General features: G+C 45.8%; 16 protein-coding genes. 12 read left to right on the plus strand and 4 right to left on the minus strand.

The features are described 5' to 3' along the window. Nucleotides 1-12: 12 nt before the first annotated feature. From BC351_RS30710 to BC351_RS30720, 3 genes are all read right to left on the minus strand, one after another. Nucleotides 13-642: a response regulator transcription factor gene (locus BC351_RS30710; RefSeq protein ID WP_079418233.1), complete on the minus strand. Its 630-nt coding sequence runs from the start codon at nucleotides 640-642 to the stop codon at nucleotides 13-15. Next, nucleotides 635-2560, minus strand: coding sequence for a sensor histidine kinase (locus tag BC351_RS30715; protein ID WP_079418235.1), 1926 nt, complete (start codon nucleotides 2558-2560; stop codon nucleotides 635-637). Before BC351_RS30715 ends, BC351_RS30710 begins: the two co-directional genes overlap by 8 nt. Nucleotides 2561-2650: 90 nt before the next feature. Continuing rightward, the gene (locus BC351_RS30720) at nucleotides 2651-4681 is read right to left on the minus strand and encodes a serine hydrolase domain-containing protein (protein WP_158082284.1); all 2031 of its coding nucleotides are present in this window, start codon (nucleotides 4679-4681) and stop codon (nucleotides 2651-2653) included. Nucleotides 4682-4927: 246 nt separating this feature from the next. Here BC351_RS30720 and BC351_RS30725 point away from each other — a divergent pair, with 246 nt between their 5' ends. Together BC351_RS30725 and BC351_RS30730 are read left to right on the plus strand one after the other, a co-directional pair. After that, a complete protein-coding gene (locus BC351_RS30725) occupies nucleotides 4928-5446 on the plus strand; it encodes a DinB family protein (RefSeq protein WP_079418239.1) in 519 nt (172 codons plus the stop codon). Nucleotides 5447-5902: 456 nt separating this feature from the next. After that, the gene (locus BC351_RS30730; RefSeq protein ID WP_079418241.1) at nucleotides 5903-6259 is read left to right on the plus strand and encodes a hypothetical protein; all 357 of its coding nucleotides are present in this window, start codon (nucleotides 5903-5905) and stop codon (nucleotides 6257-6259) included. A 24-nt stretch (nucleotides 6260-6283) separates the two neighbouring features. On the opposite strand, the gene BC351_RS30735 is transcribed toward BC351_RS30730, so the two are convergent. Then, complete coding sequence (locus BC351_RS30735) at nucleotides 6284-6706, minus strand: GNAT family N-acetyltransferase (RefSeq protein WP_244209226.1); 423 nt, start codon at nucleotides 6704-6706, stop codon at nucleotides 6284-6286. Nucleotides 6707-6957: 251 nt separating this feature from the next. Here BC351_RS30735 and BC351_RS30740 point away from each other — a divergent pair, with 251 nt between their 5' ends. The 10 genes from BC351_RS30740 to BC351_RS30780 all read left to right on the plus strand — a co-directional run bounded on the left by BC351_RS30740 (nucleotide 6958) and on the right by BC351_RS30780 (nucleotide 13448). Next, nucleotides 6958-7488, plus strand: a complete 531-nt coding sequence (locus tag BC351_RS30740) for a hypothetical protein (RefSeq protein ID WP_079418245.1) — start codon at nucleotides 6958-6960, stop codon at nucleotides 7486-7488. A gap of 67 nt (nucleotides 7489-7555) precedes the next feature. Further along, nucleotides 7556-7702: a hypothetical protein gene (locus BC351_RS42500; RefSeq protein WP_158082285.1), complete on the plus strand. Its 147-nt coding sequence runs from the start codon at nucleotides 7556-7558 to the stop codon at nucleotides 7700-7702. A 69-nt stretch (nucleotides 7703-7771) separates the two neighbouring features. Beyond that, nucleotides 7772-8164 (plus strand): hypothetical protein, encoded by a 393-nt coding sequence (locus BC351_RS30745; protein WP_079418247.1) that lies wholly within the window; start codon nucleotides 7772-7774, stop codon nucleotides 8162-8164. Between the two features lie 211 nt (nucleotides 8165-8375). Next, a complete protein-coding gene (locus BC351_RS30750) occupies nucleotides 8376-8942 on the plus strand; it encodes a GrpB family protein (RefSeq protein ID WP_158082286.1) in 567 nt (188 codons plus the stop codon). 89 nt (nucleotides 8943-9031) lie between these two features. After that, a complete protein-coding gene (locus BC351_RS30755; RefSeq protein WP_079418251.1) occupies nucleotides 9032-9457 on the plus strand; it encodes a MarR family winged helix-turn-helix transcriptional regulator in 426 nt (141 codons plus the stop codon). A 158-nt stretch (nucleotides 9458-9615) separates the two neighbouring features. Further along, on the plus strand, nucleotides 9616-9972 hold the full coding sequence (locus BC351_RS30760; RefSeq protein ID WP_079418253.1) for a DoxX family protein: 357 nt from the start codon (nucleotides 9616-9618) through the stop codon (nucleotides 9970-9972). 220 nt (nucleotides 9973-10192) lie between these two features. Then, the gene (locus BC351_RS30765; RefSeq protein WP_079418255.1) at nucleotides 10193-10543 is read left to right on the plus strand and encodes a YciI family protein; all 351 of its coding nucleotides are present in this window, start codon (nucleotides 10193-10195) and stop codon (nucleotides 10541-10543) included. 5 nt (nucleotides 10544-10548) lie between these two features. Further along, the gene (locus BC351_RS30770) at nucleotides 10549-11775 is read left to right on the plus strand and encodes an RNA polymerase sigma factor (protein ID WP_079418283.1); all 1227 of its coding nucleotides are present in this window, start codon (nucleotides 10549-10551) and stop codon (nucleotides 11773-11775) included. Nucleotides 11776-12157: 382 nt separating this feature from the next. After that, on the plus strand, nucleotides 12158-12586 hold the full coding sequence (locus tag BC351_RS30775) for a GNAT family N-acetyltransferase (RefSeq protein ID WP_079418285.1): 429 nt from the start codon (nucleotides 12158-12160) through the stop codon (nucleotides 12584-12586). Nucleotides 12587-12836: 250 nt separating this feature from the next. Then, entirely contained in the window at nucleotides 12837-13448 is a 612-nt protein-coding gene (locus BC351_RS30780) for a DUF1349 domain-containing protein (protein WP_079418257.1), read from the plus strand. The last annotated feature ends 19 nt before the right edge of the window (nucleotides 13449-13467 follow it).

Below are 13467 nucleotides of genomic sequence, written 5' to 3' on the forward strand. Positions count from 1 at the left end.
GACTTAAAGCCGTCACTTATCATCTTGGGTGTAAGAACCGAGCAGCCCTGACTTGAAGCCTTTGGCAACCGCACCGATGCGTGTTTTGACGCCGAGCTTCTGATTGATCGATGTGAGATGGTATTCGACCGTTCGCTGGCTGATAGCCAGCCGCAGGGCGATCTCTTTGTTCGTCAACTCCATAGCGACCAGTTCCAAAACCTCTCGTTCCTTCGGGGTAAGTTGATCGGGAGGCCCGGCCATCATTTTTTCTGAAACGAGTGCATAGCCCATCACGCTTTGTTTAATAGCGTTAATAATCTGAGCGTAGGTGCTTTGCTTGGATAAGTAGGCATGCGCCCCGATTTCATAAGCTTTGGCATAAAACTCGTCATACGTATAGCCGGACAACAGAATGATTTTCAGAGAATGGCCGAAGCGCTCCTTCAGCATTTTGCCCAGCTCGAATCCGTTCAAATGAGGCATCGAGATGTCCATGACAAGCACGTCCGGCCGGCAGTCGCCAATTTTCTCCAGCAGCTCGCGAGGATCGCTGAACGTTTGGGGGACCTCGATGTCCGGCTCCTTTTCGAGCCGGTTTTTCAACCCTTCAAGTACAAGAGGATGGTCGTCGAGCAGCACGACTCTTATTTGGTCAGGCATGGGCATGCGCCTCCGTTCCGTATGGCAGTTTGATCGTGACGACCGTTCCGTTTCCCGGGGAGGAGTCGACATCCGTATCCCCGCCGAGGTGGCGAATTTGGCTGTGTACAGACAGAAGGCCGAACCTTCTTTCCCCTTCAGGAGAAGGATACAGAACCGACGCAATGTCGAATCCTTTGCCGTTATCGGTAATTTGACAGTAGATTGTTTGCCGGTCCATCCATAATCGGATTGTCATGTCGGTCGCTTCGGAATGCTTGAAGGCGTTATGGACGATTTCGCGTATGGCCCGGAACAAATTCGTTTTGATCAGCTCGCTTGCCGGTTCTCCAGGAGGGAGCCCGTAAGCGAGTTCTATTCGGATATCTCCTTTTTCCCGCATCGTGCGCATGAGCCAGTGCAGCGCCTCTTTCAAATCCCCTTTGTCGATAATATGCGGGTACAAATCGTCGCATAGCGTTCGAATATCGCGCTGCGAGTCGTAGACGCATTTCAGCCAGACGGCGATTTGCTCTTTGTCTGCTGTCCCCGTATCGTGCAGTTCCTCCAGGTCCCGCGACAAAAAGATCAAATTTTGCAGCAAATGATCGTGCAAATAGTACGTAGTGCGAATGCGTTCAGACTGCTGCGCCTCGAGCAGGATTCGGTTGTACGGGATCATGTCGCTCTGTGCATGCGGCTTGTTTCCATTCTCCGCGAGCTGCTTATACAGCTGGAGCTTCTGTCGTTCCAGCCATTCTGCGTGCCGCTGGGATTTGCGCTGATAGCGCTGCAAGCATTTGTGATAAACGAAAGTCAGCAGGGCGAACAGCACAAAAAGCAGATAGGGCACGACCGCTGGCCCTTTGGCAGCGAGAGTGAACAGCGCGAATGAACTGCCCAAATAAATGCCGTGAATGAGCAGCCGCGGAAAATAAAGCCGGATATCGAGCATGCTCTTGTCGATGAGCAGGTAAGTGATCGCGCCGGAAAATGGAATGAGACCGATGAGCGTATATTTGATGAGGACGATAGGTTCCTCCCCGAGGAGTATCGGAATGGCGTATAGAACCGTATATGGCAGCAGGCTTAAGAACAGCCCGGAGAACAGGACGAGCAGTTGGTTTTGCTCCGGTCGGCCGAACGTTTTCCAGTAAGCGAAGGTGATGCCCGCCAGCAGGAGGAGTGTGCCGACAACCGTCAAATTGAGTATGTCCATGACCCAATTGTACACATCTTGACCGGCCGCGATGAAGTAAACGAGCGATAGCGAGAGGGCGATCGAATAAACCAGATAGCCTGTAAGCAGCTTCTTGAACCGGGTATGGACAGTTCGGAACACCAACAGCAAATAAAAAGAAAGAAGCAGGTGCGGCAGCCAAATCGAGCATAAAATGATGATCAGTTCGGACACCGTTTTCTCGTCTGAAAACTGACTCAGCACGCATAGCGCCATCAACCCGTTCAGCATGTAAAACTGGCGGATAATGCGCGATTCCGGCTTCGTCCGAACGGCAAAAACGCCGATGCCGAGCAGCGTTAATTCCAAGGCGGCCGAGATGATCATCTGGATGATGTCGCTTGGGACGGGAGCGCTTCGGAACTCGCGCCGAGTTCCGTCCTGCTTCTCCACGGCGATATAACCCGCTCTGGTCAAGATGGCCCCGGAAACGGTCGCTACTAGTTTCGGATGGGGACTGCCGTCCATGGCTAAGATCTTGTCGCCTGGCTGAATATCCCAAACCGCCGCTTTGCCGCTTTCGTCGATCGATTCGACCGGCCATCCGGCACCGGATGATTGCCCAAGCTCGATGCCGATGTAAGGCGCATTGAAAGAAACCATATGTATATAAACGGCAAGCATAAGGTAACAAATGACGGATGCGGCAATCCATCGGCCGTTTTTTTGTTTTGGCAGCAAACGTTTCAGTCCGTTCATTGTATGCGATCACCCGTTTCAAGTATAACATGCATGCCGTAAGAATAGAGCAAACCTCGCCGTCAACGGGAGGTTTGCTCCTAAGTGCGTTTATGGAAAGCGATAAAACATCGCGGCGGCTTCTTTGCGCAGCATCGGCTGCTTCGACCGATAGTCGACCGCGCCGGTTGCGTCCGCAACGACCTCTGGGCCGTAGTAGCCTCTGGCGACGACGGTTTGCACGCCTTTCAGCGCCCAGTCGTCGGTCTCGCCTTTCAGCGCGGCTTTCTGCGGAACGGCTCCGGCCGAGCCGAAGCCAAGCAGCAGCGCGCGCGACAAGATGACGGCCGCTTCCTGACGGATGATCGGCCGGTCCGGTTCGAACGCATCGCGGGTCGTGCCGTTGACGAGGCCTAACGCAAGAGCCGTCTGGATTTCGGCGGCATACGGACTTTGCGCGGCATCGGCGAACGACACTGGTTCCGGGGACAAAGGGATATCCGATAGTTTCATCAACTGCCCGACGAATTGAGCGCGGGTGATCGGCTGATCCGGTTTAAACGTCAGGCTGTCTTCTTTCGCAAGCAAGCCCTGCTGCTGAACATAGTAGATGAATCTCGCATAGGGGTGGCTGTCTGGCACATCGGAGAAGGGTTTCGGCCCTGGCAGCTTTTCCGACCAACTGTCGGCTTTATTATAGGAAAAGTACAGCTTGCCTTCGCTGCCATCCTTGAAAGCCGCTTTTCTGCCGTCTTCATCCTCGAACAGCAGCTCCTTGACTTGCTTCAAGCGATGCGTCCCGTAAGAGTCGGTGACAAGCAGTCCGCCTACCTGTGCGACTACATCGTAATGCCACATTGGTAGCCTTAAATCGCGGTAAAAGCCTTCCAGACGCCGAAGCTGATCTTTCGTCTGGCTTATGGGAGGCGCTGTTTCTTGCGGTGGATTTGGCGATTCCGGAAAATAATGATCCATGAACGATTTGAACAGCTGAGAGCGGATCGATCTCGCTTGCTGCGCACTGTTCAATGCAATGAACAGCCCTGTTTTGCGTTCGGGCAGCAGCCACATTTGCGCTTGAAAGCCTGAAGAAACGCCGGCTTTATCGACGACGGTTTGCCCGTTCGCGTACTCCGGGAATGACGATTCGAAGCCGTAGCCGACGCCCGGAATGTCGGGATGAATCGATACGTCAAGCTGCTGCATATCCCGAATGGACTGCGCGCTCAGGATGGACGCATCTCCCAGCTTGCCACCGTTTAGCTCAGCCCTCATGAACCGGGCCATATCGGCCCCTGTCGACATGAGGCCTCCGTCTGGCGAATTATTCGGGAATGTGGCGTACTGCGGAAGCGGTTCGCCGGCTCCGTCATGCGGGACGGCAAGCCGTTTTTGCACGTCCGGCGTAAGGATCAAATGGCTGTCGTTCATACCGAGCGGCGCGAAGATGTGATCGGCGACGATGGTATCGAACGGTTTGCCAGAGACATTTTGTACGATATAACCCAGCAGGTCGTATGCATAGTTGTCGTAACTGAACGCTTCTCCCGGCTTTCGGATGACGGTAGGAAGATTGTCCTTGACGAACGCTTCCAAAGGGTAAACGTCCTGAGGGTCGCCCTCGTCCGTATCCGCTTCCGTTTGGTCGAAGCCGCTCGTGTGCGTCATCAAATGCTTGAGCGTCAGCGGAGCGCCCGTATTGTTCGGAATCCGGAGCCCGTTCAAATAGCCGCCGATATCGCGGTCCAGATCGACTTGGTGCTGCTCGGCCAATTGCATGACGGCGGTGGCGGTAAATGTTTTGGAAAGAGAGGCCAGACGGAACAGCGTACTATCGGGATCGACCGGTGTCTGACGCTCCGCGTCGGCGTAGCCGTATCCTTTGGCTAGCAGCGTCCGATCGTCCTTGACGACGGCGATAACGGCGCCCGCGAGCTTTGCTTGAATGTCCGGCCGGTTGAAGAAGCTATCGATGAACGCTTCCGTCTCCTTCGGATCGGAAGGTCCGCCTTGAGGCGCCTTCGTCTCGGCCGCATACGCGGCTGGCGGGATGAACAAGACTGCAATCAATAAAGCTTCAATCATCAAAGCCAAAAGCGATCTGCGGATCTTATACGCGGGGAAAACTGAGCGAATGTACATATGGATCTCCTTTGCCTTGAGGTAGGTGAGGTGAGGGACTTGACGCCCCTTCCTTACCGTAGCACATTCTCTCAGGCGACGAATCCGTATCGCAGCGCGGTATCCGCGCCGCTCGCGCATTTGTATGGCGTGATCGCGCCAATGGGCCGCATCGTTTTTAGAGGAAATATCCATTCTTTCGCGAATAGTTTTATATCTTTTGGTATATTTTGTGAAATTAGATGACTCATAGAGAGGAGCAGTTATATGAATTTTAATATGAAAGAAGCTATTGAGGTTCTGGAACGAACACCACAAGCATTGGAGTTTTTTTTATCTGGACTATCGGATACATGGTTGAATTGCAATGAAGGCGAAGGAACCTGGACTGTCACTGAAGTCATTGAACACCTTATTGAGTTAGAGAATGATGCGTGGATGCCAAGGTTAGAGTTTATTATTCAGGAAGGCGAAAGTAAACCACTTCCCTCACTTGATCGCTCTTCTCATATCAATGAAAGGTCATCAATTGAACAAAAGTTAATTGAATTTAAAACACTAAGAACACAAAATCTAACCAAACTTAAAGTTCTTATGGATACTGAATTGAATCTTGAATTGACGGGTTTACACCCTAGATTAGGTATAGTGAAGTTAAGAGAATTACTTTCTACCTGGGTTGTTCATGATTTAACACACACCGCTCAAATCGTACGGGTAATGGCCGAGAGATACAGGGCGGACATTGGGCCTTGGAAAGAATATATAGGTATATTGAAAAAGTAGTGATGATACGTGAGCCACATTTCCTTAGTACCAGCAAAAGTGTATAGATACTGTTACAGGTTCAGATCATCTCTTGATGTGCCTCCTACTCTCGGGCTCCAGTTACTTTCTCTAAACCTGCAATTATGCATCTTTTTTGCTCTTGGAATCCGATTAAATGTTAAATTCCTGCGTTTGTGCAGGCTTTTGAGGCCTTTTCTGGATAAGCGGATGAAAAAGATGGAAATACCTGCACAATTGCAGGCATTTCCACTTTTTAACCGAATTTGCCCGGAAATTCCTGCATTTTCGCAGGTTTTTACACTGAGGAAAATAACAGACCCAATTCAAACAGTATAACCATGCAATTAAAGACCGGCCGATTTAAGCTGGTTTTTGATGTCAGTAATGTTCAACAAAAGCTGGAACAAATTGAATACATCCAACGTTGATATATAGGAGGGGAGAGTGTAATTGATGAAGATACTCATTTCTTTCTTAATTGCTTTATTAATGCTAACAGGATGTAACCAAACAACTCATAATCCGACAGCTAAAGAAATTCTCGTTCAAAATCCGAATGCAGATGTTTTTCAACACAAAGGAATCATTTACACTAACGCAAGTAATATTGAATGGGTACAACAAACAGAATTAACAATTGGTGAGAAAGTCGGAGCAATTAAAAGTCAATATAAGAAGGGTCTTACTTTTGAAAACGAAATGGCGACTAAACTTCCCGTTGGAGTAGAAATTTTTGATGGTGGACGATCAATACTAATTGTTAAATTAGAAGGGAAGGAAATCAGGTATCTTGGTATGATCGAGGGTTGAAAAAGCAACGAGCGGTGTCGATCGCTAAATTTCTTTATCAAGCACATGCTGCGATTTATTAATTGTAAAACCAATTCGATTATAAAATTGGACGGCATCTGATCTAGTCTGATTGGTACGCACTCTAATTTTTGTGAATCCGGATTCTGCTGCCCATTGCTCACATGCTTGTACTAATTGTTTGCCAATCCCATTTCCTCGATAAGCACTGTCGACGATAAGTCCAGCTATCTCAACAAAAGGCGGCGATTCGATTAAGAAACGGACATTAGCATGAATCCATCCGAGCAAAATATGGTTTGATTCCATCACATAAACAATATGGTCGTTGTGGTTAGAGATATATTGGAATCTCTCTTCAAGTTGGGGGACATCCACTGGATAGCCCAATTGGCTTGAAAGTCTAGCGATCTCTTGGGAATCTCTCAGAAACGCTTTTCTAATCAAAATAACAACACCCTCTCAATGAAAGATATCAAATTGAATTTTAGCATAGATGTGTAATATGTATATAGGACATTTGTTCCTTCCATACCCTCATCGTTACATTAGAGTAAGCGTTGAAGATGAGGGGAGCCAAAGTGATACTTGTGGCTGCGAAGAACCGTGCCACCATTGTCCGTTCCACGCTAACGGGCGGATTAATGGAATAAAAAGTATGTAATAATGGCCTGTATTTGAGTTGCTGGGTCATAGGGATGGCTAAGCTAATTATCGAGGTGATTTTTTTGAACCCTTATAATAATCTCTATATGGAAAGAACTTTGTGTTTAGCTTTTAGTGGGAATGACAAGGCCAAGAAACTAATTTGTTCTATAAAGGAGCCCTTTGCGGTTTCTAATGATTTTTCTCAACTTTTCGTTGTATTAGAAGAAAGGCCATTTGAGTGCGACATAGAACAAACTCAATATGTTAATAGATATCGAGCGGAAATATATCAATGTGCAGAAAGCTTAATAAGAGATCAACCCAGTCTAACTTGGACTTACATCCCGATACCGAATAAATTCAATGTGAAAGATATTTCCTTCGATGAAGGATTATTTACTTTTCATTCAAAAGACGGTGATCTAATTAAAGGGACATTGGATGAAATAGTCTCCGAAATGCGAAATGTAGTTACTCATTCTAATACAGTGACTGAGGATGAGATTGAAATGTCTTTTTACTTAATACGTTCTGTGACACAGGAGATGAAGAAGCGTGTATTTCATCAACGAAGATCATAAGAAAGATTAATGAGCGATTGCTCAATTTTTTCAAGGATCGTATAACTAGTGTTGATTATGAGGCCGCATGCTATGTCTTGATGAAGAATATGAAGAGTTCATGCAAACAGAAGCGCTGCTATCGATGGAGGAAGGGTATAAGCAACTTGTGCTCGCAGTGGACAACATGTTCAGCGGGTTGTCTTTTTATCTGAAGGATGGTTTAGATCACTAGGATGATCAACAGTTTGCAGTTTTCGTCCAGGCTTGTAAAAATCAAAGGTGGTTGAGGTGACTTATAGATATGCAAGGAACTTCTTGGGAACAGATTAACATACTGCTTAATAGCATTAAAGATGGATCATGTGATCTCGAGGACAACCGGATTGTAGAAATGATTGGAAATTGGATCCCAAGCTATAACTGTGAAGCTGCTGCGAACGGATTCTTAGAAGTCGTCCCTGAAGTTATTCTTGCTCGTCAGCATCTCAAGCGGGCGCTTTTAAAAATAGCCATTCGTCCAATGTTTTACATGGGTATAAGTGAGTCAAAACAAGTGTTTACATGGATAAATCACTTTCTAAATGAACGCAATAGTCTTTCAGAGGAATGTGTGGCTTGGTTGAGAAATGATCTTGTAGAGTCTAAGGCAGTCCTAATTACGGACATTCTTAAAGAGATTCAAGAAGAGGAATAATAAGAACAAGCAGCGTTACACTAACGATGAACGTAAGTTTACAGAATTAGGGGATGATTGTTTATTGTTGATAAATTTTTATAGATCGATTTTATTTCATTTGGTTATTTCTGTGCTAACAATCATAATAGTACTATTAACTTCCTTTAAATTGCCAATTGAACTTGGATTATTTAATATCTTTATTTACTATCTTTTTGGAAGAATGTACTTGGTTAAGTTAAGTGTGATGGAAGAACAAATGTATGACCCTAATTGGGTTGAACTCCGTGAGTACACCCCATCGTGGGTGGAGGAATTTAATAAGGAAAAGATGGTTATATGCGATGCATTAGGTTACACAGCTTTAAATATACATCATGTTGGAAGTACATCTATTCCATGTCTTGCATCGAAGCCAATAATTGATATCATTGTTGGGATTCAAGACATCAATAAATTTAAAGTTGAAGATATCAATAAATTGGAGTCTGTAGATTATGTGTTTCGGGGAAACGCGGGAGTACCAGGGCGTTTGTTTTTTCGAAAAGGACTTCCCAGGGCAAAGTTCCATTTAAGTGTTGCTACGCTTGAGGGAGCTTACTGGAACAAACAAATCATTTTTCGTGATTATCTACGAACACATCCTAACGATGCCAAAGAGTATCAAGATTTGAAGGTTAAATTGGCTCATCAATATGTTAACGACAGAGCTACCTACACTAATCTTAAAGACCCACTAATAAAAAGTATCCTTGAGAAAGCATATTTATGGCGTCCTCCGTTAAGCGAAAAGTGAGTGAGCCGTCCCATTTGACAAACAAGAGTTTTTAAGATATTTTATATGCTATAGCATATATTTATCTTACAGAGAGGAGAGCATATATTATGGAGCTAAATAATCTCACTGGTTTTCTTGTTCATCGAACAGATGTAAAAATGACTAATTTTTTCACGAAAATACTTAAACAATATGAAGTAACTCCTGAACAATGGGGGATTATCAATGTACTTGACGCGGAAAGAGCAACGAGCCAGAAAGAGCTTGCTGAAGCCATTGATAGAGATCAAACCACTGTTGTGAGGATGATCTATTCACTTGAAAAAAAAGAAATAGTAAGAAGAATACAGAATGATTTTGATAAACGATCCCACAACTTGTTCCTTAGCGACAAAGGAATGAGTCTCAAAACAAAACTTTTGCCAATTGTAACGGCTGCTCACGATCATGTTACCAAAAATTTAAGTAAAGATGAACTTCAACAGTTACATGAGCTACTTAGCAAACTGTATTCAAGCGTAAAAGAAGAGTAGTGCCTAGGCATCTTGAAGTGCGTGTTGCAATTCGAGATGAGACATAACGAATTGAAGGGACCCAACTCAAATATCCATGTACTCGTGTGAGTCCACCATTTATATGCTATAGCATATAAATATCAAAAAATTAAAACTTGAAAGAGCGTGATTACGGTATGTTAGTTATTATTTTCCAAGTTATATTGGGCATTTTCTTCATGATAACAGGAACGAAAATAATCTCTGGTAAAATGGCAAATGAATTTAGTCGATTTGGTCTTCCGTCCATATTTAATTTCTTAACAGGGTTTATTGAAATAATATGCTCCATTGGAATGATAGTAGGGATATGGTATCCTATCGTAGCTTTGTTATCCGGATTACTTCTAGGAGCGACAATGCTGGTTGCAGTCTTTATTCTGCTTGTGATCGCACGTGATCCATTTAAAAAAGCGATCCCAGCAATAATACTGTGTCTGCTGTCTTTTACGATTGCCCTTTATCAGATCGATCGGCTGCCGTTGCTCAACTAAAGGGTAGGATAGTCCTAATATATGGTATTATTTTAGTGTAATAGGATGACGAAAAATTTATAACAAAGGTGTGCTCCGGAGCCGAAATGGTAGCAGGCGAAAGCAGGTCATCTGACATTCAAAAAAAAATTCTCGTGATGTAGAAATTCATCGAACTGGATCGTCATTATAGTGAAGACATGAAACAACCCCATTATGAATGTTGAGAGGAGCAATAACCATGAAATACACACTGCTAATGTATGAAACGACGGAGGATTTCGCCAAACGAAACGATCCGATTCACAAGGAGGCATATGCCGCAAGCTGGGCCCATTATGTCAAAGCGATGCTCGATTCAGGCATTGTTGTAAACGGTGCAGGTCTCGAGGCCCCCGAAACCGCAACCACGCTTAGCCTCAGGGGTGGTGAATTGCTGGTTCAGGATGGCCCGATCACCGAAACCAAGGAACATCTTGGCGGTTTGATGATCATCGACGTGCCAGATTTGGACACCGCATTGGAATGGGCAGCACGTTGTCCCGGCAGCTCGGTTGAGGTTCGCCCTAACTTGCATCCAGTTTCGTTATGAGCGCCATGCATGCTCATCAACGGATTGAACAGACGGCCCGTGATTCCTACGGCCGTCTGGTTGCTTTTCTGGCTGTGCGCTGGCGTGACCTAGCCGCAGCGGAGGATGCGCTTGCCGATGCTTTCCTGGCCGCGCTGGAATCATGGCCTGTGACCGGAGTGCCGGATAATCCCGAGGCCTGGCTGCTTACTTCTGCGCAGCGCAGACTGATCGACGGTACCCGGCATGCCCGAGTGCATGCCGGTGCGGAGCAGACTTTGATCGCAATGGCGAAAAATACGCAGCAATGGGCCGAACTCGAAGCGTCTTTTCCGGATGAACGGCTCAAGATGCTGTTTATTTGCGCCCATCCCGAAATTGATCCAGTCGTGCGTACACCGCTCATGCTCCAGTCCGTGCTTGGCCTTGACGCAGCCCGCATTGCTTCTGCCTTCGTTGTTAAGCCTGCAACGATGGGGCAGCGCCTTACCCGCGCGAAAGCGAAACTAAAAAGCGACGACATTATTTTCGATTTGCCCGGAAAGGATGAATGGCCTGAGCGCCTTGAAGCTGTGCTTGAAGCTGTCTATGCAGCCTATGGAAGCGGCTGGGATGATGTGGCCGGCGTAGATCCACGCCGGAAAGGAATGGCCGAAGAAGCGATTTTCATGGGAAGACTGATCTTACGGTTCATGCCGGGGGAGCCAGAAGCGCTGGGATTGATGGCGCTTATGCTGCACTGCGAAGCACGCCGCCATGTGCGGTGCAATGAGGCAGGTGACTATGTTCCGATAACTGAACAGGATCATTCTCGTTGGTCAGTCACGATGATCGAGGAAGCGGAGCATTGCCTGCGTGTTGCCGCGCAAGGGAACCGCATCGGGCGGTTCCAGCTTGAAGCGGCGATTCAATCCGTACACGCCCAGCGTGCCTGGACTGGCCGAACCGAGTGGGAAGCGATCGCGTTGCTATACGAGGGGCTCGTACGTATCGCGCCAACGATCGGCGCAATCGTCGGCCGGGCGGCAGCCGTTGCTGAGGCGCGTGGAGCCGAAATCGGGATGGCGCTGCTGGAAGAAGTGCCGGCCGATGCGGTCAAGAGCTATCAACCTTATTGGGCCCTGCGCGCCCATTTGTTCAAGCGGATGCAGAGGTACGAACAAGCCCGTGCCGCTTATAGCCGCGCCATCGGATTGTGCATGGATCCCTCCATTCGTGCGTTTCTGGAGAAACAAGCTGGAGAATGTGAGTAGTCAGGTCTGTCGTCATGGATGTCCAAATCCAGGGACAGACCTTTTTTTGTTTTGTTCTCAAAATGCGATTGACATGTTCACACGGGCTAAACGCTGGTTACGGCATCAAGTTTCATTTCAATATTAACTCCAGATGTTTTGCCGATTTCGTTCGGTGAGACTGATCCGATAGCAACACTCATCGTTGACGGCTGTGCCATGGATATCCGTACCCGCTTATGATCATCGACGCAGCAGGCATAAGATAGCCCGATTTTCTAAAGTTTTTTGCTCACTTATGATTAAACTATCGGGCAGATTTGCTCAACAAACAAAAGCAAAAAAAGGGAACAAACTATGGTTGTCGAATAGCTATTTAATTCAAATCGAAGTGAGGGCTAACATGGACGTTAAACCAGATATTTCTTTTGGGAATAAAGAAGAAAGTGAGTACATTAGGAAAAGGCTGATTGAATTTAATATGCTGCATGTTCCTGAGAATTCAAGCTCTCGCTATGAAGAAATTAATCTAACCATAAAGGATGACAATGGTAGGGTTATTGGCGGAATGTTAGCTACTCTCTGTTGGAATTGGATTGAGGTTGATATCCTTTGGATAGAGGAATCTCTAAGAGGGATGGGGTATGGTACTCATTTATTGAATCTAATTGAAAACATTGCTAAGGAAAAAAGTTGTACGTTTATTAAGCTAAATACCTTTAGTTTTCAAGCTCCAGAATTTTATCTGAAGAACGGTTATAACGAAGTTGCGGTATTTGAGGAAGCTCCGATTGGCAGTAACCATTATTACTTCAAGAAAGCTATTGTCTAGGTGTCGCATCTTAATCGGTACTAAACTAACGAATTGAGAACAAAAATGAGGCCGGATTATCTTAACGGCTGCTATTTCTGTCTCCATTTTCATCGGAAGATTAATTACTTAAAATACTGTCCGCGGCTCCTAGATAAACACGGAGAAATGTAGTAAGAGATTTGAACAAAACAGTTTATCCCTCTGTTATAATCACACTAGATATACACTATGTTATTTATACTATATGGATGGGTGGCGACGGTTAGATATGAGTCTTTTTAATAACTGCGTGGGGAAGAGTCTAAATACTTCTCTTAAATGGATGAATGAACCACTTGAATGGGAATTTTCTGAACAAAATTCACTTAGGATTACCGCCCCGCCTCGTGCAGACTTCTTCCATAACCCAACACAGGAAAGCAGAACAAATTCTGCTCCATTCCTTTATACGACAACAAATGCAAATTTTATTTTAACCACTCGGGTCAGCGTAGACATACGTGACCGGAATGATTCCGGATGCCTTATGGTAATGGCAGACGAGAATAACTGGGCCAAGTTATGTTATGAGGATTTTGGAGGTCGACCTTCCATTATTAGTGTTGTAACTAAAGATATTTCAGATGATTGTATCGGTGACTATGTCGGGAATATAAACCCTTTCTTAAGAGTATCTCGATATGATAGTTGTATAGCTTTTCATTACTCTCTTGATGGTAATGAATGGGCATTAGTGCGGTATTTTGGCATGAATAATATTCATAATTTAAAAGTCGGTGTAGTTGCCCAGAGTCCAGTTGGTGATGGATGTGTAGTGCAGTTCGATTACTTACACCTCCTTCCTAATACGAATATAGATGTAAGAAAAGTCTGGAGTTAGTCATTAATCGACTACAGAT

The organism is Paenibacillus ferrarius (genome assembly GCF_002027705.1).
Classification (GTDB): domain Bacteria; phylum Bacillota; class Bacilli; order Paenibacillales; family NBRC-103111; genus Paenibacillus_E; species Paenibacillus_E ferrarius.

Bases quoted from the DNA above. Each gene is read 5' to 3' on its own strand.
- BC351_RS30755 (WP_079418251.1), top strand. From the start codon at position 9,032: ATGGAGCTAAATAATCTCACTGGTTTTCTTGTTCATCGAACAGATGTA.
- BC351_RS30760 (WP_079418253.1), top strand. From the start codon at position 9,616: ATGTTAGTTATTATTTTCCAAGTTATATTGGGCATTTTCTTCATGATA.
- BC351_RS30725 (WP_079418239.1), top strand. From the start codon at position 4,928: ATGAATTTTAATATGAAAGAAGCTATTGAGGTTCTGGAACGAACACCA.
- BC351_RS30780 (WP_079418257.1), top strand. From the start codon at position 12,837: ATGAGTCTTTTTAATAACTGCGTGGGGAAGAGTCTAAATACTTCTCTT.
- BC351_RS30775 (WP_079418285.1), top strand. From the start codon at position 12,158: ATGGACGTTAAACCAGATATTTCTTTTGGGAATAAAGAAGAAAGTGAG.
- BC351_RS30720 (WP_158082284.1), bottom strand. From the start codon at position 4,681: ATGTACATTCGCTCAGTTTTCCCCGCGTATAAGATCCGCAGATCGCTT.
- BC351_RS42500 (WP_158082285.1), top strand. From the start codon at position 7,556: ATGCTATGTCTTGATGAAGAATATGAAGAGTTCATGCAAACAGAAGCG.
- BC351_RS30730 (WP_079418241.1), top strand. From the start codon at position 5,903: ATGAAGATACTCATTTCTTTCTTAATTGCTTTATTAATGCTAACAGGA.
- BC351_RS30710 (WP_079418233.1), bottom strand. From the start codon at position 642: ATGCCTGACCAAATAAGAGTCGTGCTGCTCGACGACCATCCTCTTGTA.
- BC351_RS30740 (WP_079418245.1), top strand. From the start codon at position 6,958: ATGGCTAAGCTAATTATCGAGGTGATTTTTTTGAACCCTTATAATAAT.
- BC351_RS30715 (WP_079418235.1), bottom strand. From the start codon at position 2,560: ATGAACGGACTGAAACGTTTGCTGCCAAAACAAAAAAACGGCCGATGG.
- BC351_RS30765 (WP_079418255.1), top strand. From the start codon at position 10,193: ATGAAATACACACTGCTAATGTATGAAACGACGGAGGATTTCGCCAAA.
- BC351_RS30770 (WP_079418283.1), top strand. From the start codon at position 10,549: ATGCATGCTCATCAACGGATTGAACAGACGGCCCGTGATTCCTACGGC.
- BC351_RS30745 (WP_079418247.1), top strand. From the start codon at position 7,772: ATGCAAGGAACTTCTTGGGAACAGATTAACATACTGCTTAATAGCATT.